Genomic DNA, 23,683 nt, shown 5'->3' on the forward strand with positions numbered 1-23,683 from the left:
ACATGCGCGTACTGATTGCCGAGCATGACCATGCCCGCTACGCCGCGCTTTTGCGCGCAGCCGCGTCTGAAGTGGAAATCCTGACCAGTGGCGACTCGGCCGAACTGGCCCGCCAGGCACCGCGTTGCCCGGTGTGGCTGGGCCAGCCCGACCTGCTGGCGAGCTTGCTGCGCCAGGGCCACCAACCGCGCTGGCTGCAGTCGACCTGGGCCGGCATCACACCGTTGCTGGCCGACGGCTTGCCGCGTGACTATCGCCTGACCCGAGCGGTGGGCATTTTCGGCCAGGTAATGGCCGAGTACATGCTCACCTACATGCTTGGCCATGAGCGCGAGGTGCTGTCGCGGCTGGTCAGCCAGGTCGAGCGGCGCTGGGACGACCGCCCGGGGCGAACGCTGGAAGGGCGCAGGGTGCTGATCGTGGGCACCGGCGACATCGGCCAGCGCGTGGCCGAGTTTCTGCAGCCGTTTGGCGTGGTGCTGTACGGCGTTGCCAGCAGCGCCCGCGAGCAGGCACCGTTCGTCGAAGTGGCGGCGCTGGCCGACCTGCCGCGCATGGTTGGCCAGGTCGACTACGTGCTCAACCTGCTGCCGGATACCCCGGCTACCCACGACTTGTACAACGCTGCACTGTTCAAGTGCTTCCAGCCCACGGCGCTGTTCATCAATGCCGGGCGGGGTGCAGCGGTGGTCGATGCCGACCTGGTAGCGGCGTTGAAAGAGGGGCATCTGGCCGGGGCGGTGATCGATGTGTGCCGCCAGGAGCCGTTGCCCAGGCAGCACCCGTTCTGGACGGCCTGGGGCTTGTTGTTGACCGGGCACAGCTCGGCGCCCACCTCGCCGGCGGCGATGGTGCGGTTGTTTGTCGAGAATATGCGGGCGTATGAAGCCGGGCAGGGGTTGCGCGGTGAAGTGGACTTCGCCAGGGGCTACTGACTGCTTTGGCCTGTGCCGGCCTGTTCGCGGGTGAACCCGCTCCTACAACGGGTGGCGTAGGAGCGGGTTTACCCGCGAATGGGCCAGTACTGCCAACCCAAAACTTACAGGCTGAAATCCCCCTCAGCCGCCAGCTCGCTCAGCGGCTTGCGCGGGCTAGGCATTTCACGCGCCTGCAGCGCTTCGTCCAGGCTGGCCTTGTCGCCGAGCTTGCCGATCGCCACCATGGCATGCAGCTCGTAGCCTTCAGGGATCTTCAGCTCCTGACGCGTCAGGGCCTGGTCGAAACCGGCCATGCCGTGGGTATGCCAACCACTGATGCTGGCCTGCAGGGCCAGGTGGCCCCAGGCGGAGCCGGTGTCGAAGGTATGCCACAGCGCCGGTTTTTCTTCGGTGGCACCCGGGGCGGCGAAAGTGGTTTTGGACATCACCAGCACCAGCGCCGACGCCTGTTGCGCCCAGCTACGGTTGAACGGTACCAGCAGGCTCAGGTAGCGCTCCCAGTTCGGGGTGTCACGGCGGGCATACAGGAAGCGCCAAGGCTGCGAGTTGTACGCCGACGGTGCCCAGCGGGCAGCTTCGAGGAAGCTCAGCAGGGTTTCTTCGCTGATCGGTTCGGCGGTGAAGGCGCGGGGCGACCAGCGGTTGATGAACTGCTCGTTGATGGCGTAATCGGCAACGCGGGGGGTGGCGCTCATGGCGGCTCCTGCAAACGGACGGAAAACGCGCACGCTACTGCTTCGCGTTGCGACTGACAAGCGGCCTGGCTTTGCTCAAGGCCAGGCTCTAGACTGGCGCCGCTGCGCGCCGCGACCACAAGATGAATGCAGGTAACCGTGTAATGATCGCTGACAACGCGCCGTTCTGGCGGCGCAAGACCCTCGAACAACTCAATGCCCAGGAGTGGGAGTCGCTGTGCGACGGGTGCGGCCTGTGCTGCCTGCAAAAGCTCGAGGACGAGGACGACAACAGCGTCTATTACACGCGTATCGCGTGCAAGCTGTTGGACCTGCAAACCTGCCAGTGCAGCGACTACCCCAACCGCTTCGCCCAGGTGCCGGATTGCATCCAGCTCACCCCGGGCAAGGCCGACCAGTTCACCTGGCTGCCCAGTACCTGTGGTTACCGCCTGGTCAGCGAGGGCAAGGACTTGCCCGCTTGGCACCACCTGGTCTGTGGCGACCGCCAACAGGTCCATGAACAGCGCATTTCCCAGGCGGGGCGTATGCTCAGGGAGCAGGATGTGCACGAAGACGACTGGGAAGACCACCTGATTTTCCGCGCCAGCTGAGCAGCGCGGCCCGCTGCCACGGGGAACAAGGAGTTTCTGTATGCGTTGCCAGCTGTTGTTGCTGTTGGGCCTGATGGCCAGTGCGCCCGCCTGGGCGAAAAAGGTCAATCTCGATTACGAAGTGCGCCTGCTGCCTGCCAGCGGCCAGGCAGAAGTTCGCCTGACCCTGGCGGACGGCAGCGCGGTGCGCAGCCTTGACTTCGACCTGGGCAAGGCCGGGGCCTACAGCGGCTTCCAGGCCGATGGCCAATGGCAACTGAAAGGTCAGCGGGGCGTATGGCAGCCTGCGGCCGGCAAGACCAGCCTCAGCTACCGCGTGCTGCTGGACCAGAAGCTTGCCAGCGGCGTGTTTTCGTCGCGTATCACCCCGCACTGGGCGCTGTTCCTGGGCGACCAGTTGGTGCCGCCTGCGCGCCTCGACCAGCAGGATGGGACCGAGCTGGTGGCGCGCCTGGCCTTCGACCTGCCAGCGGGCTGGAAGAGCATCGAAACGCCCTGGCCGCGCGTCGGCCAGGACAAGTTCCGCATCGACAATGTATCGCGCCTGTTCGACCGCCCTACTGGCTGGATGCTCGCCGGTGACCTGGGCAGCCGCCGTGCCCGTCTGGGCGATACCGACGTGACCGTGGCCGCGCCGGTGGGGCAGGGCATGCGGCGCATGGACAGCCTGACCTTGCTCACCTTCGTCTGGCCGCAACTGCAGGCAGTGTTCCCGCGTAACCCGCCGAAGCTGCTGCTGGTGGGCGCGCGCGACGGTATGTGGCGTGGGGCGCTGGCGGCGCAGGGGTCGGTGTACCTGCACAGTGGCAGGCCGATGGTCAGCGAGAACGGCAGCAGCCCGTTGCTGCGTGAAGTGGTGCAGTTGTTTGCGCAGATCCGTGGGCGTGACGGCAATGACTGGCTGGTCGAAAGCTTGACCGATTACTACGCCAGCGAGTTGCTGCGCCGCTCTGGCGGGGTGAGCGACGACCGCTACCAGGCCTGGCAGGCGCGCCTGAGCAAGCAGGGCGCGAAGGTGACCCGGCTGCGTGGCGAACAGGCCACCCCGGCGCAGGTCGCCCGTGGTGTGATGCTGCTGCAGGCGCTGGACAAGGAAATCCGCATTCATACCCAGGCCAAGCGTTCGTTGGATGATGTGGTGCTCGGGCTGATGCGCTTGCCGAGCGTGAGTACCGAAGAGTTCGTGCAGATCAGCGAGAATGTGCTGGGGCGGCGGTCTGAGGTGTTGCAGAGCAAGGCGTTGCGCTAGATATTCTTTTTGCCTGTGCCGGCCTCTTCGCGGGCTCGCCCGCTCCCACAAGGACAGCACTGCCCTCCAGGCATGCGCAACACCTGTGGGAGCGGCAAGCCCGCGAAGAGGCCGGCACAGGCAATGCAGGAATCAACCGCCAGCCAACGGATCTTTCCCGGTCACCGTCACTCCGCGCGTGGCCGCCTCGGCGCTGGCTTTCAACGCCTCCAGGTCCGCCGCGCTACGCTCGATATCCGACCGCAAGCGCTGATACTCCTGCCGGTGCCGCAGCCACCAAGCCTTGGTGGCGCAGTGCCCGCTGACCCCACGCGCCACGGCCAGGCCACCCACCGCCATCTGCAGCAAGCCAACCAGGCCGCCACGGCGCAGCCCTTTGCTGAACATCAGCGCCCCACCGGCCAGTGAGCTGGCACGTTCCAGGCCATGAACATTGTGCTGCGACGGCGCAGCGGAATGGCTATCGAGCATGGCAAACCCTCCTTGTGGAATGTAAGCAGCTGACCTGCACGGCAACGCCTGCGTTCAGTTGCATCGCTCGGCGGCGAGCCCTGGGTGGGCTTGAAACGGTGAAAAGCAGCGGGCTGTGTCGTATATGGCGAATACCCTGTCCGGTTTGGCAATGCAGCTTCAAGGGTGTTTAATCACCGCTGTCGAAACCGCTGGAAGCCTTGAAAACAAAGGCTCAGACAGATTCAGCCGTTTATCTGAAATGCTGTAGACACATTGTCTAACAGTGACCTATAGTCGTTATACAAATAGTAGACACAGCGCCATGACCACAAAAAAGGCCGCCATGAAAACCGCCGTTCAACCCCTCGAAGCGCAAGTGCCACCGGACCGCAAGGCCGTATTGGCCGAGGCGCTGCGCCGCCGGATCCTGAGCATGGAACTGGCCCCGGGGGCAGTAGTGGACGAATTGGCCCTGTGCGACGAATTCGGCCTGTCGCGCCCACCCGTGCGTGAACTGCTGCGCCAGATCGCCGCCGAGGGCTACATCGAACTGGAAGCCAACCGCGCACCGCGGGTGGCGGCCATGAACCACGAGTCGCTGCACAGTTTTTTCGTTGCCGCGCCGCTGATCTACATCGCCACCACGCAGCTGGCCGCCACCTATGCCAGTGCCGATGAAATCGACGCGCTCAAGGCCATCCAGGTCCAGTTCCGCCAGGCGATCGAAGACCGTGATGTGGAAAACCGCGTGCTCTACAACGACGCCTTCCACCTGGAAATCGGCAAGATGGCGCACAACGACTACCTGCTGCCGAGCCTGCGTCGCTTGCTGATCGACCACACCCGGCTGGGCAAGATCTTCTATCGCCACCCGACCACCGATGACATGCAACGTGACCTGGAAACCGCTTGCGCGCAGCACGACCAGATGATCGATGCGATCGAGCGCCGTGACCCGCAAATGGCTGGGCAACTGGTGCGTGAGCACTTCGAGCTGTCGCGCCGGCGCATGGCCGAATACGCCGCACCACAAGGGCTGGATGTACCGCTACAGATATGAATGACCCGGTCAGGCCGGCAGTGGCTGACCGCTCGACGACAACAAGCACCAGGTTAGTCCAATGACAAGAATAAGTTCGTTACCTGCCGATGATGCCACCTGTGGCTGGTATCACCTGAGCAAGCCCCGCACGCCAAGGCCGGCCCACAGCGGCAACACCCAGGCCCGCTGGGTGATCGTCGGCGCCGGATTCACCGGCCTGGCTGCTGCGCGCCAACTGGCAACGAACTTTCCGCATGACGAAGTGGTGTTGGTCGAAGCCCAGGAGGTCGGCTTTGGTACCTCCGGGCGTAACGCCGGTTTTGCCATCGACCTGCCGCACGACATCGGTGCCGAGGACTACATTGGCGACATCGATATCGCCAAAACCGTGCTCAAGCTCAACCTGGGCGGGCAGTCGTACCTCAAGGAGCTGATCGAGCGCTACGCCATCGAGTGCCAGTTCCGCCACTGCGGCAAGTACCAGGCGGCCGTCGAGGACCGCGGTATTGCCGTGCTGGACGCCTACCGCCGCGGCCTGGACAAGCTGGGCCAGCCTTATGAGGTGATCGAGGCCCGTGACTTGCCCGGGCACATTGGCACGCATTTCTACCGCAAAGGCCTGTTCACCCCGGGCACTGCCCTGCTGCAGCCCTCGGCCCTGGTCAAGGGCCTGGCCGACAGCTTGCCGAGCAATGTTTCGCTATACGAGCACACGCCCATCACCGATGTGGAATATGGCGACAAGGTCGTGCTGCGCCACGCCAAGGGCTCGATCACAGCCGACAAGCTGGTGCTGACCACCAATGCCTTCGGCATGAGCTTCGGCTTCCTCAAGGGCCGCATGCTGCCGGTGTTCACCTACGGCAGCATCACCCGCCCACTGACCGCTGAAGAGCAGGCGCGGCTGGGCGGCAACCCGTACTGGGGCGTGATCCCTGCTGACCCGTTCGGCACCACCCTGCGCCGTACCGTCGACAACCGCCTGCTGATCCGCAACAGCTTCAGTTACAACCCCGACGGGCGCAGCAACCGCAAGTATCTGCAGCGCTTCGCCGAGCGCCACCGTGAATCGTTCGCCCGGCGCTTTCCAATGTTGCCCGGGGTGGACTTCGAGTACACCTGGGGCGGTGCCCTGGCGCTGTCGCGCAACCACATGGGGTTCTTCGGCAAGTTGGCGCCCAATGTGGTCGGCGCACTGTGCTGCAACGGCCTCGGTGTTACCCGTGGCACGGTCACCGGCAAGTTGCTGGCTGACTGGCTGGCGGGCGACAAGAACGAACTTATAGAGTTTTTGCTAAATGCCCCCGGGCCTTCCGCGAACCCGCCGCAACCCCTGGTTTCGCTGGGTTTGAACGCCAACTTGATGTGGGGGCAGTTCCGCGCTGGCAAAGAAAGCTGATCGCTGACAGGCATCAGGCATAGCACAGACAGGTCGGCACCCAGTTAGCCGGCACGGGCTCACTCGGCCCGAAATTGACCACCGGTGGTTATTACCGGGTCCCCGGGGCTGAACAGTCTTTTCAGTTTCGCGGGCGCGTTCGCCTTGAAAACACGTAGTAAGCAGAAATGGTAGGAACAATAATGACAAGTCCGAATGTTTCGATTGAAGAAGTACCGATCAACAACTTTCACCAGTTGCTGACTTTGCGTTCCGGCGGCGGCTCGTTCGTTGACGGCTATGTACTGAGCATCATTGGCGTGGCCATGGTGCAGATGTCCGCAGGCTTGAGCCTGAGCAGCTTCTGGCAAGGCATGATTGCCGCATCGGCGCTGATCGGCATTTTCTTCGGTGGCTTCTTCGGCGGCTGGCTCACCGACCGCTTTGGCCGCAAAAGGGTGTTCTTCGTCGGCCCGACCTTGTTCATCCTGGCCTCGCTGGCGCAGTTCTGGGTGGAGTCGGCCCTGGCGTTGTTCCTGCTGCGGTTTGCCATCGGCATTGCCGTAGGCATTGAATACCCGGTGGCCACCTCGTTGCTGGTGGAGTTCCTGCCGAAGAAAAACCGCGGGCCGCGCCTGGCCACCCTGACCGTGCTGTGGTTCGCCGGTGCGGCCACCGCCTACATGGTCGGTGAGGCCATTCTGCGCCACGGCGGTGAAGACGCCTGGCGGCTGGTGCTGGCCAGTGCCGCGGTGATCGGTGCACTGCTGTTTGCCCTGCGCCTGGGTACCCCGGAATCGCCACGCTGGCTGATCAGCAAGGGCCGTTCGGCCGAAGCCGAGCAGGTGATCAAGCGTGTGTACGGCCCTGGCTTCTCGCTGAACAACCTGCCGGAAGAGCCCAAGACCCGCAAGCTGTCGTTCCTCAGCCTGCTGCACTCCGGTTACGGCAAGCGCATGTTGTTCGTCAGCCTGTTCTGGACGTGCTCGGTGATCCCGGTGTTCGCCGTGTATGCCTTCGCGCCCAAGGTGCTGGGCGCACTGAACCTGAAAGGGGACTGGGCTGCCATTGGTTCGGTGGCGATCACCTGCCTGTTCGTGGTGGGCTGCATTATCGGTACCCGCCTGCTGAATACCATTGGCCGGCGCACCACGCTGCTGCACAGCTTCTTCTGGTCGGGGCTGGCGCTGCTGGGCCTCGGTGCCTTCAGCAACGCCAGCGAGATGCTCATCCTGGCGCTGTTCGGTGCCTACGCGCTGTTCATCGGCGGCGCCCAGGTGCTGCAACTGGTCTACCCCAACGAACTGTTCCCCACCGAGATCCGCGCAGGCGCGGTGGGCGTGGGCACCTCGCTGTCGCGCGTTGGCGCCGCGATCGGCACCTGGCTGGTGCCCATCGCCCTGGACAGCTATGGCATCGGCGCGACCATGTACGCCGCTGCAGCGGTGACGTTCATTGGCCTGGCGATTTCCGTCGCGCTGGCCCCGGAAACCCGCTCGCTGAACCTGCAACAAGCGGCTTCGCTGAGCTGAATGCGTATGACCCGCCGCAGCCACGTGTGCTGCGGCCTTCAAAACACTGAGCAACGCACTGGAGAATCTACCGTGAAATTCGAAGGCATCTACACCCCGGCAATCACCCCGCTGGCTGCGGACGGCTCGATCGACAAGGCGGCGTTCGCCGAGGTCCTCGAATACCTGGTCGAAGCGAAGATCCACGGCGTCATCATTGGTGGCTCCACCGGTGAGTACTACGCCCACACCGCCCAGGAGCGTATCGAGTTGGCCGCCCAGGCCAAGGACGTGCTCAACGGCCGCCTGCCGCTGATCGTTGGCACCGGTGGCATCCGCACCGAAGACGCCGTGGCCTTCGCCCAGCATGCCAAGGAAATCAAGGCCGATGCGCTGCTGGTCGGTACCCCGCCGTACGCGCTGCCGACCCAGCAGGAAATCGCCCTGCACGTCAAAGCCGTGGACGCTGCCGCCGGCCTGCCGATCATGCTCTACAACTACCCAGGCCGCATGAGCGTGAGCATGGGCGAGGCGTTTTTCGACGCCGTGGCCGACGTGCAGAACATCGTCGCCATCAAGGAAAGCTCCGGCGATATGGGCCAACTGCACCGCCTGGCCATCCAGCGCCCGAACATCCAGTTGTCCTGCGGCTGGGACGATCAGGCCCTGGAGTTCTTCGCCTGGGGCGCTCAGAGCTGGGTCTGCGCCGGCTCCAACTTCATCCCGCGCGAGCACGTTGCCCTGTACGAGGCCTGCGTGATCGAGAAGAACTTCGACAAAGGCCGCAAGATCATGGCCGCCATGATGCCGCTGATGGACTTCCTCGAAGGTGGCAAGTTCGTTCAGGCGATCAAGCACGGCGTTGCCCTCAACGGCCTGAAGACCGGTGGTGTGCGCAAGCCGCTGTATGACCTGGATGACGCCGAGAAGGCCGAACTTCAGCGTGTGGTCACCGAACTCAAGGTCACCATCGCCCAGATCAAATAAGGAGGCTGGAAAAAATGGCTGAATTGCTGAGCAAGGAACAATACGCGGCCATCGCCGCCGACCTGCAACTGCGCACCCAGGCGTTCATCGACGGTGAGTTCCGCGATGCAATCTCTGGCCGCACCTTCGTCACCACCAACCCGGCCACCGGCAAGCAGCTGGCCGAAGTCGCCGCCTGCGACGTCAACGACGTGAACGTCGCCGTGGCGGCGGCCAAGCGGGTGTTCGAGGCAGGCACCTGGTCGAAGATGCAGCCGAACGATCGCAAGCACGTGCTGCAGAAATTCGCCCAGTTGCTGGAAGACAACGCCCACGAACTGGCAGTGCTGGAAGCGCTGGACAGCGGCAAGCCGGTCAGTGAATGCCAGACCGTCGACGTGCCGGAGACCATCCACACTATCCGCTGGCACGCCGAGCTGATCGACAAGATCTACGACGCCACCGCCCCGACCGGCAACGCTGCCGTGACCATGGTGGTGCGTGAAGCCATTGGCGTGGTCGGCCTGGTGCTGCCGTGGAACTTCCCGCTGCTGATGCTGGCCTGGAAGATCGCCCCGTCGCTGGCCGCCGGCTGCTCGATCGTGGTCAAGCCGGCCAAGGAAACCACCCTCAGTGCCCTGCGTGTGGCCGAGCTGGCCCATGAAGCCGGTATCCCGGCCGGTGTGTTCAACCTGGTGCCCGGTGGTGGCCGTGAAGTGGGCGAGGCCATTGGCCGCCACATGGACATCCCGATGGTCAGCTTCACTGGCTCCACCGACACCGGCCGCCTGTTCCTGAAATATGCTGCCGAGTCCAACCTCAAGCGCATCGTTCTGGAGCTGGGTGGCAAGAACCCGGCCGTGGTCATGAACGACTGCGAAGACCTCGATGAAGTGGCGCAGTTCGTCACCGCCGGTGCGTTCTGGAACATGGGTGAGAACTGTTCGGCCTCCTCGCGCCTGATCGTGCACCAGGACGTGAAAGACGAACTGCTGGGCCTGATCGCCAAGCACTTGAAGGACTGGAAGCTGGGCGACCCGCTGGACCCGGACAACCGCCTGGGCGCGATGGTCAGCAAGTCGCATTTCGAGAAGGTCAAGTCGTACCTGGAATACGCTGCCGGGCAAAAACTCAGCATCGTTCAGGGCGGCGAAACCGAGAGCGGCGTGTATGTGCAGCCGACCATCGTTGACAATGTTGGCCGTGACAGCAAGCTGTTCGTCGAGGAGATCTTCGGCCCGGTGCTGAGCGTGACCAGCTTCGCAACGATTGATGAAGCCATCGAGCTGGCCAACGACACCGTCTACGGCCTGGCCGCCTCGGCCTACACCGGCAGCCTGCGCAATGCGCTGCGCCTGTCGCGTGAAATCCGCGCCGGGGTGGTCACGGTCAACTGCTTCGGCGAAGGTGACGTGACCACGCCGTTCGGTGGCTACAAGGAGTCTGGCTTTGGTGGGCGCGACAAGTCCATCTGGGCCCATGACCAATACACGGAACTGAAGACCATCTGGATCAACGCTTCGTGAGCTGAGCAAGACCGGTGCTGTTCTGACGGAGTTCGGCACCTGGCCGCTTTTGTGGTGGCTGTACCGGCGGTGAGCCGGTACAGCCACTGCAATGGCGGCTTTTTACTTGAATTTGGGCCCCGAACGGGTATTCAGCCCCTTGGCCATACGGTCGTACAGCACCACATTCACCGTCGCCGCCAGGTTCATGCAGCCCTCGGTCGGGATGTAGATGGTCTCTTCACACCAACCGCGCACTTCTTCGCTCAGCGACCCGTCTTCTGGGCCGAAGATGTAGATGGCGCGGTCCGGGTGGGTGTATTCCGGCAGGGGCCGGGCGCCGTCCACCAGCTCTACCGCCACCGGGGTGCAGCCCAGCGGAATGATGCGTTGCAGGTCATCGATGCCGATCAGCGGGATGTCGTAGTGCACGCGCTTGGTGTCGGTGACGAAGTCACGGGCGCGCTCATACCGTTTGCCGGTGTAGAACACCGAGTTGACGCCATAGCAGCCCGCGGCGCGCATCACCGAGCCGACGTTTTCCGGCGACTTGGGGTTGAACAGGCCGATGCAGCTGTATCGTTTGTTTGCCACGTACCGGGGCCCTTCGCGAAAAAAAGCGCGATTATACGGGCTGCCCGGTAGCAGCGGGGGGCGAATCGATGGTCAGTCTTTCTTCAGCAAGCCAGCCAGGCCGGCAAACGGGTTGTGCGTGGCCTTGGCGATGCTCGGGGTGCTGGTGGAGCCTTCGCTGAAGTACTGCTGGTCGGTGTAGCGCGAATGCTCGTTGTCGTGGCAGTACAGGCACAGCAGCTCCCAGTTCGAGCCGTCCTGGGGGTTGTTGTCGTGGTTGTGGTCGCGGTGGTGCACGGTCAGCTCGCTCAGGCGCTTGCCGGCGAACTCGCGGGCGCAGCGGCCGCACACGTGCGGGTACATTCTCAGGGCCTTGTCGCGGTAGCCCATTTCCTTGTCACGCTTGGCGTCGGCGAGAATGCGGTCCAGGCGCGCGGTGGCGGCAGCGGAAGAGGAGGCGCTCATGGTGTTTCCTTTGTTCTGATCAGGCAGGTGACGGTTATGCCATTGAGTCTAGCGCGCTTGCAGGGCGGGCGGACAGGCGAAAGCGTTGATTTAGGCGTAGCCTGTAGGAAGGTTCCCGACAGGAGGTTACTGATGTTGCGCGCGATCCTAGCCGTGCTGTGGCTGGCGGGCCTGCCCATGGCCGATGCCGCCAGTACGCCGCCCCGGCTGGCGACACCGGTGCCCGGTGCGCCGGGTACGCCAACGCCTACGCCTTACCCGCAGATCACCCCGAGCACGCCGCCCAAGGCTTACGACAGCCAGCCGGGTGCGCCTTTGCTGCCACCGATGCCGGTGCCCGGGCCGCCCAAGGACCAGCCCTTGCCGGGGTTGCGGCCGGAGCCGGCGAAGCCGGCGCAGGATGATGATTGACTGCGGCGGTGCGTTGGCGGTGGGATTTTAGGGGGGGCAGTGCCCTGAGGGAGATAACACAGCCCTACGGGCTGCGCTGTCGCGCAGAGAACTCAATTCGTAACCGCGACGCGGCCTGTGTGGGAGCGGGCGTGCCCGCGAAGAATCCAGCGCGGTGGCTGGCACCGGCTACGCCGGTGTTCGCGGGCACGCCCGCTCCCACAAAGACCCCGCTAAATCAATAAGTTATGTACTGTTCTATGAGAGCGGCCTTGTGTCGTGAAAGGGGCGCAAAGCGCCCCGGCCATCTCAAGCAATACCCAATTCGCCAAACACGAACGCATACTCCAGCGCCACATCCTTGAGCCCCTGATACCGCCCGCTCATCCCGCCGTGCCCGGCGCCCATCTCGGTCTTGAGCAACAGCAGGTTGTCATCGGTCTTGCGCGTGCGCAGCCGCGCCACCCACTTGGCCGCCTCCCAGTACTGCACGCGGCTGTCGTTGTAGCCCGCCACCACCAGCATCGCCGGGTAGGCCTGGGCCTTCACGTTCTCGTAGGGCGCATAAGCCTTGATCCGCGCATACACTTCCGGCTCCTCAGGGTTGCCCCACTCGTCGTACTCGGTCACGGTCAACGGCAGGTCGGGGTCGAGCATGGTGTTGAGCACGTCGACGAACGGCACCTCGGCGACCGCACAGCGGAACAGTTCGGGGCGCAGGTTGAGCACCGCGCCGATCAACAGGCCACCGGCACTGCCACCACTGATGGCCAGCCGGTCGGGCGCCGTCACGCCCTGGGCGACCAGGTGTTCGGCACAGGCGATGAAGTCGCTGAAGGTGTTGTGCTTGTGCGCCTGCTTGCCGGCACGGTACCAGGCTTCGCCCAGCTCGCCACCACCGCGTACATGGGCGATGGCGAAGGCCACGCCGCGCTGCAGCAGGCTCAGGCGTGCATGCGAGAACCATGGGTCGAGGCTTTCGCCATAGGCGCCGTAGCCGTACAGGTACAGCGGCACGGTCTGGCCCAGGTCCTGGCGGCGCCGCACCAGGCTGATCGGCACCTGGGTGCCGTCGGCGGCAGTCGCCCACAAGCGTTCGCTGACATAGTCGTCGGCATCGAAGGCGCCCAGTACCGGGGTTTGCTTGAGCACCACCTGGGCGCCGCTGGCCAGCTCCAGCTGGCGTACCTGGGCCGGGCGGTTGAGTGCTTCGTAGCGCAGGCGCAGGCGGGGGCTGGCGAACTCCAGGCTGTCTTGCACGTACAGGCTGTAGGCGGCATCCGGCAGCTCGACACGGTAGGCCGCCAGACCTTGCGGGCGCACTTCGATGATCGGCAAGCCACCTTCGCGCAGGCTCAGGGTGAGTGCGCCGGCATTCAGGCTCAGCCCTTCAAGCATGACCGTCTCGCGGTGCGGCACTAGCACCTGCCATTGCTCGCGGCCAGGCACCTGGGTAGCCGGGGCCTGGTACAAGGCGAAGTTGATGCCATCCTGGTTGGTGCGGATAAACCAGCACCACGCGCCGTCGAGCTGGCCGTGGTCGGGGAAGTATTCATGGCCCTCGACACGTGGCGCCAGGCAAACGAATGGCGCCTGTGGGGTTTCGGCGTTCAGCACCCAGGCTTCGCTGGTGGTCTTGCTGTTCAGCAGCAGCACCAGCTGGCGCTCGGAACTGGTGCGATAGCAATGCAGGAAGAAGCGCCCGTCGGGCTCCTCGAACACGCGCTCGGCACCGGGGCTGCCCAGCGTATGGCGGCACAGGCGCCATGGCCGGTGGGTGTCGTCCAGCTCGGCGAAGAACAGTGTCTGGCTGTCGTTGGCCCAGGTCATGCTGCCGTCGCAGTCTTCAAAGGGCAGGGCGGTGATCGCGCCGCTGGCGAGGTCTTTCACGTACAGGCTGTAGACCTCGTCGCCACTGGTATCCAGGCTGTAGGCCAGCAGGCGGTGGTCGGGGCTGACACTGAACGCGCCCAGCGAGAGGAAGCCGCCGTTGGCCAGTGCGTTGGGGTCGAGCAACAGCTGTTCCTGGCTTTCATCGACGGTGTTGCTGTCGTCGGCCGGGCGTGGGCAGCGGTAGTGGCGCGGGTACTCGTCGCCAGCGGTGGTGCGGGTGTAGTACAGGTACGGTCCCCAGGGTGAAGGCAGCGACAGGTCGGTTTCCTGGATGCGGCCCTTGATCTCTTCGAACAATTGCTCGCGCAGGGGCGCCTGGTCGGCCAGGCAGGCTTGCTGGTAGGCGTTTTCGGCCTGCAGGTAGGCGAGCACCTCGGGGGTGTCGCGCTGTTGCAGCCAGGCATACGGGTCGGCGGCCTGGTCGGCATGGGCAATCGGCGGTTGGGGCTTGGTCGGCATCGAGAATCTCTTGGTTGGGGTGGCCTGGGCCCGGCTGCGAAGCGGCCGGCGCAGGCAAACACTGTGTGCGCCCGGAAAAGTGTTTATCATAGGCACCTCTTTGCCTGGCTTGCACGAACACCATGATCGAGAACGACTACACCTTGGCCTGGGGCCTGTACGCGGTTGCCGCTTTGGGCTGCCTGCTGGTGGGCTTCAAACTGACCGGCTGGATGTGGCGCTGGTTGCGCGAGCCCCTGCGCGTGGTGCTGGCGGTGCTGTTGCTGACGCCGACCGTGGTTGACCCGGTCAAGGACAGCTTCGCCCCGGCCATCGCCATCACCACCCTGGATGTGGCGTTCAAGGTTGGCAACAATGCCTGGCGCGCAGTTTCCGATTTTGCCATGTACGGCATGATCGCCTTTGCCTTGTATGCCCTTTTCGTATTGCTGCGCTGGCCGCTGGAAAAGCGCGCTCGCGAGCGGCGTGCCCAGGCTGAGGCCGCGGCCCAGCGCGAGCAGGCCGAAGATGACCGGCTTGGCGCCCAGGCCCCTTTGGCCGCCGAGCGCAGCGACCGTTACCGTGACCTCCCGCCACCTGCGGCACCCGGGGGAAATGGCCGGGTCGAGCCCCGTCTGTAAGCGGAGACACAGCCATGTGCGAACTGTTGGGCATGAGTGCCAACGTCCCTACCGACATTGTCTTCAGCTTTACCGGCCTGATGCAGCGCGGTGGCCGCACCGGCCCGCATCGCGACGGCTGGGGCATCGGCTTCTATGAAGGGCGCGGCCTGCGCCTGTTCCAGGACCCGGCTGCCAGCAGCGAGTCGGAGGTAGCCAGCCTGGTGCAGCGCTACCCGATCAAGAGCGAAGTGGTCATTGGCCATATCCGCCAGGCCAACGTCGGCAAGGTCTGCCTGGCCAACACCCACCCGTTCATGCGCGAAATGTGGGGCCGTAACTGGTGCTTTGCGCACAACGGCCAGTTGGGCGCCTTCAAGGGCTTGGGCAGTTTCTATCGGCCGGTAGGTGATACCGACAGCGAGGCGGCCTTTTGCGACCTGCTCAACCGCATTCGCAGCGCCTTCCCCGAGCCGGTGCCGGTGGAACAGCTGTTGCCGGTGCTGGTCGAAGCCTGTGCCGGTTACCGCGGGCAGGGCGTGTTCAACTGCATGCTCAGCGACGGTGACTGGCTGTTCTGCTTCTGTTCGACCAAGCTGGTGCACATTACCCGGCGTGCGCCGTTTGGTGCGGCACGCTTGAAGGATGTCGACCTGATCGTCGACTTCCATACGCAAACCACCCCCAACGACGTGGTCACGGTGATTGCCACCGAGGCCCTGACCGAGAACGAGACCTGGCAGCGCTACGCGCCGGGTCAATGGGCCCTGTGGCGGCACGGTGAATGTGTGGCGCACGGCCAGAGCTAAGGACGCTGCATGTTCAGAAGTTACCTGCGGTTGCTGCTGTTCACCTTCGGCCTGTTGGCCGGTATTCAGGTGCCGGGGCTGGTGAAAGACTACAGCCAGCGGGTGGAGGCGCACCTGTACGAGTCGCGCGAGGCGCTGGACGGCTTCAAGCAGACGGCCGAGCGCTTTTTCAATGGCGACCTGCAGGCCTTGCTACGGCACTACCGCAGCAGTGATGACCCAGTGTTCAACAGTGACGCCAACAGCATCGAAAGCCTGATCATCCGCAACCAGTTGCTGGAGAACGAGTGGCAGGCCCTGCAAGGGCCTTGGGCCGCACGCACCTGGCATGTGCTGGTGCAGGCCGACCCGCAGCTGCGTGAAGAAACCCTCAACGGCTACAGCTACCAGATTCTGCTGGTGCCCGAGGCCATCGGCTGGGGTGTTGGCACAGGGTTTGTGCTGGCGTTCTTGGTCGAAAGCCTATTGCTGGGGCTTGGTTGGGTGATCCTCGGGGGGCGGCGTCGGGTGGTGAAAGAGAGCTGGCGCTGAGTGCTGGCGCGCAGGTGCCGCTGTTCACGCCAGTTTTGCGCTTATAGGATTAACGGCATTTTCTTCCAGGCACTCGCTTGCTAGGCATCGCTCCGCAATGCAGGAAAATGCCCAACAGAGTCATCCACCCTAACGCTGGATTTGACGTCAGTAAGAGTGGTTGGTAGCCGACAAACAAGAAGTAGGATTGTTCGATTGCTCTCATATAATACGTTATAAAGAACACGTTGTAGGCAAAGCAGATAAAGAGCAGCGAATAACCTAGATGTCGTCCGGAGCACAGGTGCCGCAATGTGAATGCAATGACTACGCTGCCTATGATCATTATTGAAAAAGACAGGGTATTCATTGTTTTTTCCACTCAACCAGGATTTGCTCTCCCGTCATTATGTCTATTCCAACTTCAAACATGATCGAACCTTTTCCCATCTCCCTGTAAGCCCGAATTTTGTCGGCTTCAATGTAACGGAAAAGTCGCCATGTGCCGGTTTTTAGGATCATGTGACTCATGCCGAATGCTGACAGACCTATATCCACAGCGCCGTACCCAATGTTGCCTTGCGATGCGCGTCCACCTGCTATTTCAGCTATTCTCTGGTAGCCTTTACGTACTGGGCCAATGGTGTCATTTCGGCCGGTAGCAATATTACGCCCGTTTTCGTAAATGTTGTTGGCACCATGGAGTATCAGCGGTAGCCCCCCAAGCGTGCAGCCCAACCCAAGAGACAATTTACACACCGCCACCCCGGTACCTATCTGAAGTACTCCGGCTGCAACCCCCGCAACCAGCTTGCTATATTCTAGTGCTTGTTCGAAAAGGAGTGAATATTCCTTGGTTAGTGCCTTTTGCGCTTCTTCAGGCGATAGCCGACCATCTTGAGTCGCAGTAACGATTGCCTGCCCCGCACGTGATATTTCCTGGGTAAACTTGGCCCGAAGCCGTTCGTCACTCAAGCATTGCACCCCAACGTGGCGTGCATATAGCGTCAAGCGATTTGCCATATCATTGACTTCGGATGTTTCGGGGGAGGTGGCGAGTGTACTGCTGTCAAGCGGCTTCACACCCCCTCGCCCCAATTCGCGTAGCCACTGGTATTCGCTCCCAGATGATGCCAGCCGACGAATCCATAGCGAATGGCAAGGTACTCCTGTGGGTCCTGGTCGTTGAGCAAGATGGAGTGCGGCATCTCGATGCGGTGGTCCACAAGTAACCCATCGGACAGAGTTATTTGAAAGTAGTGCTCATACTCGCTATTGTTGTTTCTGCGGAAAAAATTGATCTTGCATTCTACTATCTCGCGGTTCGTCAATGCTTGGGCGAGTAGAGGCGTCGATTTGTCAACATGCTTTGTAATCAGAATAGGTCGATGAGTTGCAGCCTTGGTATTGCCCAGGCTGGCAAGGCTATGACTGAACGAAAGCACCATGATTTCATCACGGTGGGCACTCTGGCATCGGTTACCGATGGATTCAGTTGTGGAGCAGCCCGCTGAGATCAGCCCTTGTTGCCTGCCCGTCATAGTCATATATCCATGGAAAGCCATATCTACAACTCCCTGTCAGTGAAGGTTCAAAAGCTAGAGTGTGCACGGGGCAGATGTATGTAGGACGCTTCTGATATTATGGTGACAATTGATAACAAATATTTCCGCTCGTTGTGGAGCGCGTCAGTTCGCTGCGTATCAACGCGTGCTTGTAGGATTACTATGCCCAATCACTCGACCGAGTTTGACTACAGGATCTGCGTTAGAGATGTTGGCGCAAGCTTGCAGCAAGCGTCTGCAAACGCGGTAAGGTAGGCACATGCACGACAACAACGGAGGCTGTGTGGTGGAACGCCTGCTACTCAATTGCGACATGGGTGAAAGTTTCGGCAGCTGGCGCATGGGCCTGGATGCCGAGGTCATGCCCTACATCGACTGCGCCAACATCGCCTGCGGTTACCATGCCGGTGACCCGGGCATCATGCGCCGCACCGTGGCCCTGGCACTGGAGCACGGGGTGGCGATCGGTGCCCACCCGGCCTACCCGGACCTGGTCGGCTTCGGGCGCCGGTCCATGGCCTGCAGCCCCGAGGAAATTCGCGATTTGCTGCACTACCAGATCGGCGCACTGGAGGGCATCTGCAAGGTGCTCGGCGGCCGGGTGGCCTATATCAAGCCGCATGGCGCGCTGTACAACGACATGATGGCCGACCCGCTCAAGCTGCGCACCGTGCTGGAAGCTGTGGCGGCTTACGGCAGCGACCTGCCGCTGATGCTGATGGCCACCGCCGACAACCGTGCGGCCCAGGCGCTGGGCGATGAAATCGGCGTGCCGCTGTGGTTCGAGGCATTCGCCGACCGGGCCTATACCGCCAGCGGCCACCTGGTCTCGCGGCGCCTGCCTGGCGCCGTGCATCACGACCCGGCGCGTGTGGTGGAGCAGGCCGAGCGCCTGGCCCGTGGCCATACGTTGGTGGCGAACGATGGCAGTGCCTTGAAGCTGGCGGCCAGCACACTGTGTGTGCATGGCGACAACGACAGTTCGGTAGCAGCGGTGCGGCAGATCCGCCAAGCCCTCGATGCCATGGAGCGATGATGAAGCTGCGTATCGAAGTGGTCGCGTTCGACAGCCTGATGGTGCGCCTGTTCGAGCGTATCGACGAGGCCAACATGCCGTGGATGCTCGCTGCCAGCCAGTGCTTGCGCGCAGCGTTCGGCCAGCACCTGCTGGACGTGGTGCCGTCGTACACCACGCTCATGGTGCACTTCGACCTGCCGCCGGCCGAGGCGAGGGCGCTGATCGCCCAGGCCCTGGACGGTTTGCAGCCGGACGCCGGCAGTGCTGGCCGGCGCCACGAGATCCCGGTGTGGTACCACGCCAGCGTCGGCCCGGAGCTGCCTGTACTGGCTGCCCGCAGCGGCTTGACCGAGGGTGAAGTGGTCCGCTTGCACAGCGAGCGCGAGTACCCGGTTTTTGCCTTGGGCTTCGCCCCTGGGTTCGGCTTCATGGGCCTGGTCGATGAACGCCTGGCCAGCCCCCGCCTGAGCACCCCGCGCAAGCGCGTGGCGGCGGGCAGCGTGGGTATTGCCGAGCGCCAGACAGCAGCGTACCCGGCGGTGTCGCCGGGGGGCTGGAACCTGATCGGGCGAACACCGGTGCGTTTGTTCGACCATGAACGTGAGGGTTATAGCCTGTTGCAACCCGGTGACCGGGTGCGTTTCGTGGCGGTTACGCGTGATGAGTTTCTGGCCCTGGGCGGCGATGTGGAGGCGCAAGGATGAAGCAGTTGTCGATCGAGGCCAGCAACGCCTTGTGCCAGTTGCAGGACGCCGGGCGCTTCGGCGTACGGCACCTGGGCGTGACCCAGGGCGGGGCGCTGGACTGGGTGGCGATGTACTGGGCCAACTGGCTGTTGGGCAATTCGCTGGCCGCACCTGTGGTGGAGGTCGCGCTGGGTGGCTTCTGTGTGGTGGCGCAGCACGATTGCGTGCTGGCGCTGGCCGGTGCCGACCTGGATGCGCGAGTTGATGACCAGCCGGTCGCGCCCTGGCGCAGCTTTGCTTTGGGCAAAGGGCAGCGCTTGGCCCTGAAGCAGCCCAGGCAGGGCGTTAGGGCGTACCTGGCGGCGCCTGGCGGGTTTCGCGGCGAGGCGGTGCTGGGCAGCTGTGCCACCGTGGTGCGCGAAGCGCTGGGCGGTACAGACGGCCAGGGCGCTGCGCTTGGTGAAGGCCAGCTGCTGGCTTTTGCGGGTACGCCGGCAACCCTTCGTGAAGTGCCGGATGCCTTGCGCCCGCGCTATCACCACAAGCCTGTGCTCGACCTGGTGATGGGCGCGCAGCTCGGCGATTTCAGCGGTACCAGCCTGTACCAGGCATTCAACACGGACTGGACCCTGGACAGCCGGGCCGACCGCATGGGCATCCGCTTGCTGGGGCCGCAGCTGGTCTACCAGGGCGCGCCGATGATTTCCGAGGGCATTCCCCTGGGGGCGGTGCAGGTGCCGCCGGACGGGCAACCGATTGTGTTGCTCAATGACCGGCAGACCATTGGCGGTTACCCGCGGCTGGGGGCGTTGACGCCGCTGGCGCTGGCGCAACTGGCGCAGTGCATGCCGGGGGCGCAGGTGAAGTTCAGGGCGGTGGTGCAGGATGAGGCGTGGCGGGAGCAGCAGCAATACTTGGGCCGGTGGTTGTAAGGCTGCGGGCCCTTTCGCGGGCACGCCCGCTCCCACACAGGCCTGCGCCATACCTGTGGGAGAGGGCGTGCCCGCGAAGAGCCTCGAACGCTGGCAAGTGGCAGCCCGTTCTCTATCTCACTTTGAGAGATACCGCATCCCTTCCTCCAACCCCTGCAAGGTCAGCGGATACATCTTGTCTTCGATCAACTCCCGCACCAGGTGGGTCGAGGCGGTGTAGTCCCAAGCCTGCCGGGGATAGGGGTTGATCCAGATGATCTTGCGGAATTTCTCCATGAAACGCTGCAGCCACACATACCCGGCTTCTTCGTTCCAGTGCTCCACGCTGCCACCGGGCTGGGTGATTTCGTAAGGCGCCATGGCCGCATCGCCAACGAAGATCACTTTGTAGTCGTCACCATACTTGTGCAGCAGATCGAACGTGGAAAACCGCTCCGAGGTGCGGCGCAGGTTGTTCTTCCAAACCGACTCGTACACGCAGTTGTGGAAGTAGTAGTACTCCAGGTGCTTGAACTCGGTCTTGCAGGCCGAGAACAGTTCTTCGCACACCTTGACGTGGGCGTCCATGGAACCACCGATGTCGAACAGCAACAGCAGCTTCACGGTGTTGCGCCGCTCCGGGCGCATCTGGATGTTCAACAACCCGGCATCGCGCGCGGTGTGGTCGATGGTGCCGTCGATGTCGAGCTCTTCGGCGGCGCCTTCACGGGCGAACTTGCGCAGCCGGCGCAGGGCCAGCTTGATGTTGCGCGTGCCCAGTTCCACCTGGTCGTCGAGGTTCTTGTACTCGCGCTGGTCCCAGACCTTCACCGCCTTGCCCTGGCGTTTGCCTGCCTCGCCCACGCGGATGCCCTCGGGGTTGTAGCCGCCCGAGCCGAACGGGCTGGTGCCGCCGGTGCCGATCCACTTGTTGCCGCCGGCGTGGCGCGCCTTCTGCTCTTCCAGGCGCTGCTTGAAGGCCTCGATGAGCTTGTCCAGGCCGCCCAGCGACTGGATTTGCGCCCGTTCTTCGTCGCTGAGCGAGCGCTCGAACTCCTTGCGCAGCCAGTCTTCCGGGATCAGCGCCTCGATGTGCTGGTCGAGGTTTTCCAGGCCTTTGAAGTAAGCGGCGAAGGCGCGGTCGAACTTGTCGAAATGGCGTTCGTCTTTCACCAGAGTGGCACGGGCGAGGTAATAGAATTCGTCCATGTCGGCGAACACCACGTGCTTTTGCAAGGCCTGGTGCAGGTCGAGCAGTTCACGCACCGACACCGGCACCTTGGCCGCACGCATTTCATTGAACAGGTTGAGCAGCATGGCCCGGCTCCTGTCAGCGGTTGCCGCGCCGGCTCATGAACGCCAGGCGCTCGAGCAGTTGCACGTCCTGCTCGTTCTTCACCAGCGCACCGGCCAGCGGCGGGATCGCCTTGGTCGGGTCGCGTTCGCGCAACACCGCTTCACCAATGTTGTCGGCCATCAGCAGCTTGAGCCAGTCGACCAGCTCGGAGGTGGAAGGCTTTTTCTTCAGGCCAGGCACCTTGCGTACGTCGAAGAACACGTCCAGCGCCTCGCTGACCAGCGCCTGGCTGATGTTCGGGTAGTGCACGTCGACGATCTGCTGCAGGGTGCTGCGGTCGGGGAAGGCGATGTAGTGGAAGAAGCAGCGGCGCAGGAAGGCGTCGGGCAGCTCCTTTTCGTTGTTCGAGGTAATGATGATGATCGGGCGCTGCCGGGCCTTGATGGTCTCGTCGATTTCGTAAACGTAGAACTCCATCTTGTCCAGTTCCTGCAACAGGTCGTTGGGGAACTCGATGTCGGCCTTGTCGATTTCGTCGATCAGCAGGATGACCCGCTCCTCGGCCTCGAAGGCCTCCCAAAGCTTGCCCTTCTTCAGGTAGTTGCGCACGTCATGGACCTTGTCCACGCCCAACTGCGAGTCGCGCAGGCGGCTGACCGCGTCGTACTCGTAGAGGCCCTGGTGGGCCTTGGTGGTGGACTTGATGTGCCAGGTGATCAGGCGCGCGCCGAACGAAGCTGCCAACTGCTCGGCGAGCATGGTCTTGCCGGTGCCGGGTTCGCCCTTGACCAACAGCGGGCGTTCGAGGGTGATGGCCGCGTTTACTGCCAGTTTCAGGTCGTCTGTGGCGACGTAGTCGCGGGTGCCTTCGAACTTCATGGGGCTGTCCTCTGTTGTAAGCCTGTGCCGGCCTCTTCGCGGGCACGCCCGCTCCCACAGGAATTGCACAAACTGCTGAATCTGCGGGGTACCTGTGGGAGCGGGCGCGCCCGCGAATGGGCCAACACCTGTTTTCGATTTGTTACCGACTATAACGCGGGCCCGGGCACCTGCAAACGCGGACCGGGTATTCAGTCCCTGAATGCCCCGTCACGCTGTTTCAGTCGGACTTCGGCGCCGGTTGCTCATAGCGTGCATTGAACGCCTGGATGAAACCGTTGCGCAGGATCTGCAGGAAGGCCTCGAAGGCGCTGATGTTCTGCTTGTGCACGCTGCCGCTGAGCTCCACCCGGGTGGCGAACTGGTTTTTCGGCTGGTTCTTCAGCACCGTCTCGGAGGCGCCCACCAGGGCCTCCCACACCGAGCGGAAGAAGCCTTTGTCCTTGTTCTCGACATCCTGCTGCCAGTCGAACACGTCCACGTCACGCAGCAGGGGTTTGATGTAGCCATTGAGGCGACCGTTTTCCGCCTGCGCCTCGATGACCACGTCACCATGCCCTGCGCTGAAGTCGAACTTGCCGTAGGCACTGGCGAAGTCATTCAGGTTGCGCAGTTCTATGCCGGTGGCACGCAGGCGGAACTCGAAGTCATCGAAGTCACTGAACGGGTCGAAGGTGGCGCGGCTTTCGACCTTGGCATTGCCGGCGATCAGCGCCGTGCCCTCGAAGCTGGCGTCGCGCCGGCCTTGTTTGTCGCGCACGTTGGTCAGGTTGCTGATGGTGGCGTCCAGCCGGGTTGCCTTGAGGTTGACCGGGGGGTTGGAATTGAAATTGCGAAAGGTGAGGGTGCCATTGTCGATATGCACTTCATCGAGGGTAATCGGCAGCAGCTTTTCCAGTTGTTGCCGCCAATCGGTGCCCTGGCCGGTCTGCGAGGCCTGCTTGTTGCCGCCGTCGACGAAGTTCAGTTCGGGCTGCTCGAAGATCACTTTCGCCACCACGGCCTTGTCGTAGATCAGCGAGTGCCAGCTGACCGACAGGTCGATAACCGGTGCATCCAGCAGCGGCACTGGCACCTTGCCGCTGGTCTTGACGATCCGCAGGCCGTTGATCCGGTAGGCTCCGCGCCACCAGGCCAGGTCCACGTCGGCCACGTGGCCACGGTAGTCGCCCATGTCGGCCAGCTTGTCGTTGAGGTAGTCGCGCACCAGGTAGGGCAGGGCCAGGTGCAACGCCACCAGCAGCGCCACCAGGCTGGCCAGGCCGATCAACGGCCAGCGATAACGGGCTTTCATCGGGG

Annotated in this window: 25 protein-coding genes; 15 read left to right on the forward strand and 10 right to left on the reverse strand. The window is 63.2% G+C overall.

The genetic code is table 11. The features are described from left to right. The first annotated feature begins 2 nt into the window (after positions 1-2). Complete coding sequence (locus GEV39_RS06695; protein WP_173887942.1) at positions 3-935, forward strand: D-2-hydroxyacid dehydrogenase; 933 nt, start codon at positions 3-5, stop codon at positions 933-935. A gap of 104 nt (positions 936-1,039) precedes the next feature. On the opposite strand, the gene GEV39_RS06700 is transcribed toward GEV39_RS06695, so the two are convergent. Further along, on the reverse strand, positions 1,040-1,633 hold the full coding sequence (locus GEV39_RS06700) for a nitroreductase family protein (RefSeq protein ID WP_173887943.1): 594 nt from the start codon (positions 1,631-1,633) through the stop codon (positions 1,040-1,042). A gap of 143 nt (positions 1,634-1,776) precedes the next feature. Here GEV39_RS06700 and GEV39_RS06705 point away from each other — a divergent pair, with 143 nt between their 5' ends. Both GEV39_RS06705 and GEV39_RS06710 read left to right on the forward strand, forming a co-directional pair. After that, a complete protein-coding gene (locus GEV39_RS06705) occupies positions 1,777-2,226 on the forward strand; it encodes a YcgN family cysteine cluster protein (RefSeq protein WP_009686804.1) in 450 nt (149 codons plus the stop codon). Positions 2,227-2,266: 40 nt separating this feature from the next. Continuing rightward, positions 2,267-3,475, forward strand: a complete 1,209-nt coding sequence (locus tag GEV39_RS06710) for a hypothetical protein (RefSeq protein ID WP_173887944.1) — start codon at positions 2,267-2,269, stop codon at positions 3,473-3,475. 132 nt (positions 3,476-3,607) lie between these two features. On the opposite strand, the gene GEV39_RS06715 is transcribed toward GEV39_RS06710, so the two are convergent. Then, positions 3,608-3,946, reverse strand: coding sequence for a DUF2892 domain-containing protein (locus GEV39_RS06715; RefSeq protein ID WP_173887945.1), 339 nt, complete (start codon positions 3,944-3,946; stop codon positions 3,608-3,610). Between the two features lie 325 nt (positions 3,947-4,271). On the opposite strand from GEV39_RS06715, the gene GEV39_RS06720 reads away from it, so the two are divergent. The 5 genes from GEV39_RS06720 to GEV39_RS06740 all read left to right on the forward strand — a co-directional run bounded on the left by GEV39_RS06720 (position 4,272) and on the right by GEV39_RS06740 (position 10,351). Beyond that, entirely contained in the window at positions 4,272-4,988 is a 717-nt protein-coding gene (locus GEV39_RS06720; RefSeq protein WP_173887946.1) for a GntR family transcriptional regulator, read from the forward strand. Between the two features lie 61 nt (positions 4,989-5,049). Continuing rightward, on the forward strand, positions 5,050-6,369 hold the full coding sequence (locus tag GEV39_RS06725) for an NAD(P)/FAD-dependent oxidoreductase (RefSeq protein ID WP_173887947.1): 1,320 nt from the start codon (positions 5,050-5,052) through the stop codon (positions 6,367-6,369). Positions 6,370-6,551: 182 nt separating this feature from the next. Next, on the forward strand, positions 6,552-7,880 hold the full coding sequence (locus GEV39_RS06730) for an MFS transporter (protein ID WP_173887948.1): 1,329 nt from the start codon (positions 6,552-6,554) through the stop codon (positions 7,878-7,880). 72 nt (positions 7,881-7,952) lie between these two features. Further along, positions 7,953-8,846: a dihydrodipicolinate synthase family protein gene (locus GEV39_RS06735; RefSeq protein ID WP_173887949.1), complete on the forward strand. Its 894-nt coding sequence runs from the start codon at positions 7,953-7,955 to the stop codon at positions 8,844-8,846. 14 nt (positions 8,847-8,860) lie between these two features. Beyond that, entirely contained in the window at positions 8,861-10,351 is a 1,491-nt protein-coding gene (locus GEV39_RS06740) for an aldehyde dehydrogenase (protein ID WP_173887950.1), read from the forward strand. 102 nt (positions 10,352-10,453) lie between these two features. Here the strand turns inward: GEV39_RS06740 and GEV39_RS06745 are convergent, their stop codons facing one another. Both GEV39_RS06745 and GEV39_RS06750 read right to left on the reverse strand, forming a co-directional pair. Beyond that, positions 10,454-10,924: an RNA methyltransferase gene (locus GEV39_RS06745; RefSeq protein ID WP_009686799.1), complete on the reverse strand. Its 471-nt coding sequence runs from the start codon at positions 10,922-10,924 to the stop codon at positions 10,454-10,456. A gap of 72 nt (positions 10,925-10,996) precedes the next feature. After that, positions 10,997-11,368 carry a YajD family HNH nuclease gene (locus GEV39_RS06750; RefSeq protein WP_009686798.1) on the reverse strand — a complete coding sequence of 124 codons (372 nt, stop codon included), beginning with the start codon at positions 11,366-11,368 and terminating at the stop codon, positions 10,997-10,999. 132 nt (positions 11,369-11,500) lie between these two features. Between GEV39_RS06750 and GEV39_RS06755 the strand changes: the two genes are divergently transcribed. After that, complete coding sequence (locus tag GEV39_RS06755) at positions 11,501-11,779, forward strand: hypothetical protein (RefSeq protein ID WP_009686797.1); 279 nt, start codon at positions 11,501-11,503, stop codon at positions 11,777-11,779. Positions 11,780-12,067: 288 nt separating this feature from the next. Here GEV39_RS06755 and GEV39_RS06760 read toward each other — a convergent pair whose 3' ends face one another. Then, positions 12,068-14,110 (reverse strand): S9 family peptidase, encoded by a 2,043-nt coding sequence (locus tag GEV39_RS06760; protein WP_173887951.1) that lies wholly within the window; start codon positions 14,108-14,110, stop codon positions 12,068-12,070. A 122-nt stretch (positions 14,111-14,232) separates the two neighbouring features. On the opposite strand from GEV39_RS06760, the gene GEV39_RS06765 reads away from it, so the two are divergent. From GEV39_RS06765 to GEV39_RS06775, 3 genes are read left to right on the forward strand one after another with little or no spacing between them, the layout of a single operon-like run. Continuing rightward, positions 14,233-14,730: an MFS transporter gene (locus tag GEV39_RS06765; RefSeq protein WP_173887952.1), complete on the forward strand. Its 498-nt coding sequence runs from the start codon at positions 14,233-14,235 to the stop codon at positions 14,728-14,730. Between the two features lie 14 nt (positions 14,731-14,744). Beyond that, positions 14,745-15,518, forward strand: coding sequence for a class II glutamine amidotransferase (locus tag GEV39_RS06770; protein WP_054881632.1), 774 nt, complete (start codon positions 14,745-14,747; stop codon positions 15,516-15,518). 9 nt (positions 15,519-15,527) lie between these two features. Next, entirely contained in the window at positions 15,528-16,049 is a 522-nt protein-coding gene (locus GEV39_RS06775; RefSeq protein ID WP_173887953.1) for a DUF2937 family protein, read from the forward strand. A 345-nt stretch (positions 16,050-16,394) separates the two neighbouring features. Here the strand turns inward: GEV39_RS06775 and GEV39_RS06780 are convergent, their stop codons facing one another. Beyond that, positions 16,395-17,003, reverse strand: coding sequence for a DUF4225 domain-containing protein (locus tag GEV39_RS06780; RefSeq protein ID WP_173887954.1), 609 nt, complete (start codon positions 17,001-17,003; stop codon positions 16,395-16,397). Positions 17,004-17,107: 104 nt separating this feature from the next. Then, entirely contained in the window at positions 17,108-17,593 is a 486-nt protein-coding gene (locus GEV39_RS06785; protein ID WP_173887955.1) for an Hcp family type VI secretion system effector, read from the reverse strand. A gap of 259 nt (positions 17,594-17,852) precedes the next feature. Here GEV39_RS06785 and GEV39_RS06790 point away from each other — a divergent pair, with 259 nt between their 5' ends. From GEV39_RS06790 to GEV39_RS06800, 3 genes are read left to right on the forward strand one after another with little or no spacing between them, the layout of a single operon-like run. Beyond that, a complete protein-coding gene (locus GEV39_RS06790) occupies positions 17,853-18,629 on the forward strand; it encodes a 5-oxoprolinase subunit PxpA (RefSeq protein WP_173887956.1) in 777 nt (258 codons plus the stop codon). Continuing rightward, positions 18,629-19,315, forward strand: a complete 687-nt coding sequence (gene pxpB / locus GEV39_RS06795; protein WP_173887957.1) for a 5-oxoprolinase subunit PxpB — start codon at positions 18,629-18,631, stop codon at positions 19,313-19,315. Before GEV39_RS06790 ends, pxpB begins: the two co-directional genes overlap by 1 nt. Beyond that, positions 19,312-20,229 (forward strand): 5-oxoprolinase subunit C family protein, encoded by a 918-nt coding sequence (locus GEV39_RS06800; protein WP_173887958.1) that lies wholly within the window; start codon positions 19,312-19,314, stop codon positions 20,227-20,229. The genes pxpB and GEV39_RS06800 overlap by 4 nt, the downstream gene beginning before the upstream one ends. 117 nt (positions 20,230-20,346) lie before the next feature. Here the strand turns inward: GEV39_RS06800 and GEV39_RS06805 are convergent, their stop codons facing one another. The 3 genes from GEV39_RS06805 to GEV39_RS06815 form a co-directional block, all read right to left on the reverse strand. Then, positions 20,347-21,525, reverse strand: coding sequence for a vWA domain-containing protein (locus GEV39_RS06805; protein ID WP_173887959.1), 1,179 nt, complete (start codon positions 21,523-21,525; stop codon positions 20,347-20,349). 13 nt (positions 21,526-21,538) lie between these two features. Then, positions 21,539-22,384, reverse strand: coding sequence for an AAA family ATPase (locus tag GEV39_RS06810; RefSeq protein WP_009686786.1), 846 nt, complete (start codon positions 22,382-22,384; stop codon positions 21,539-21,541). Between the two features lie 220 nt (positions 22,385-22,604). Next, positions 22,605-23,678, reverse strand: a complete 1,074-nt coding sequence (locus GEV39_RS06815; RefSeq protein WP_009686785.1) for a DUF748 domain-containing protein — start codon at positions 23,676-23,678, stop codon at positions 22,605-22,607. Positions 23,679-23,683: the final 5 nt, after the last annotated feature.

The sequence above is a fragment of the Pseudomonas sp. NY5710 genome (assembly GCF_013305665.1).
GTDB lineage: Bacteria > Pseudomonadota > Gammaproteobacteria > Pseudomonadales > Pseudomonadaceae > Aquipseudomonas > Aquipseudomonas juntendi.

Coding starts and splice junctions, on each gene's coding strand:
- GEV39_RS06695 (WP_173887942.1), top strand. CDS start 3: ATGCGCGTACTGATTGCCGAGCATGACCATGCCCGCTACGCCGCGCTT.
- GEV39_RS06700 (WP_173887943.1), bottom strand. CDS start 1,633: ATGAGCGCCACCCCCCGCGTTGCCGATTACGCCATCAACGAGCAGTTC.
- GEV39_RS06705 (WP_009686804.1), top strand. CDS start 1,777: ATGATCGCTGACAACGCGCCGTTCTGGCGGCGCAAGACCCTCGAACAA.
- GEV39_RS06710 (WP_173887944.1), top strand. CDS start 2,267: ATGCGTTGCCAGCTGTTGTTGCTGTTGGGCCTGATGGCCAGTGCGCCC.
- GEV39_RS06715 (WP_173887945.1), bottom strand. CDS start 3,946: ATGCTCGATAGCCATTCCGCTGCGCCGTCGCAGCACAATGTTCATGGC.
- GEV39_RS06720 (WP_173887946.1), top strand. CDS start 4,272: ATGAAAACCGCCGTTCAACCCCTCGAAGCGCAAGTGCCACCGGACCGC.
- GEV39_RS06725 (WP_173887947.1), top strand. CDS start 5,050: ATGACAAGAATAAGTTCGTTACCTGCCGATGATGCCACCTGTGGCTGG.
- GEV39_RS06730 (WP_173887948.1), top strand. CDS start 6,552: ATGACAAGTCCGAATGTTTCGATTGAAGAAGTACCGATCAACAACTTT.
- GEV39_RS06740 (WP_173887950.1), top strand. CDS start 8,861: ATGGCTGAATTGCTGAGCAAGGAACAATACGCGGCCATCGCCGCCGAC.
- GEV39_RS06750 (WP_009686798.1), bottom strand. CDS start 11,368: ATGAGCGCCTCCTCTTCCGCTGCCGCCACCGCGCGCCTGGACCGCATT.
- GEV39_RS06755 (WP_009686797.1), top strand. CDS start 11,501: ATGTTGCGCGCGATCCTAGCCGTGCTGTGGCTGGCGGGCCTGCCCATG.
- GEV39_RS06760 (WP_173887951.1), bottom strand. CDS start 14,110: ATGCCGACCAAGCCCCAACCGCCGATTGCCCATGCCGACCAGGCCGCC.
- GEV39_RS06765 (WP_173887952.1), top strand. CDS start 14,233: ATGATCGAGAACGACTACACCTTGGCCTGGGGCCTGTACGCGGTTGCC.
- GEV39_RS06770 (WP_054881632.1), top strand. CDS start 14,745: ATGTGCGAACTGTTGGGCATGAGTGCCAACGTCCCTACCGACATTGTC.
- GEV39_RS06775 (WP_173887953.1), top strand. CDS start 15,528: ATGTTCAGAAGTTACCTGCGGTTGCTGCTGTTCACCTTCGGCCTGTTG.
- GEV39_RS06785 (WP_173887955.1), bottom strand. CDS start 17,593: ATGGCTTTCCATGGATATATGACTATGACGGGCAGGCAACAAGGGCTG.
- GEV39_RS06790 (WP_173887956.1), top strand. CDS start 17,853: ATGCACGACAACAACGGAGGCTGTGTGGTGGAACGCCTGCTACTCAAT.
- pxpB (WP_173887957.1), top strand. CDS start 18,629: ATGAAGCTGCGTATCGAAGTGGTCGCGTTCGACAGCCTGATGGTGCGC.
- GEV39_RS06800 (WP_173887958.1), top strand. CDS start 19,312: ATGAAGCAGTTGTCGATCGAGGCCAGCAACGCCTTGTGCCAGTTGCAG.
- GEV39_RS06805 (WP_173887959.1), bottom strand. CDS start 21,525: ATGCTGCTCAACCTGTTCAATGAAATGCGTGCGGCCAAGGTGCCGGTG.
- GEV39_RS06810 (WP_009686786.1), bottom strand. CDS start 22,384: ATGAAGTTCGAAGGCACCCGCGACTACGTCGCCACAGACGACCTGAAA.
- GEV39_RS06815 (WP_009686785.1), bottom strand. CDS start 23,678: ATGAAAGCCCGTTATCGCTGGCCGTTGATCGGCCTGGCCAGCCTGGTG.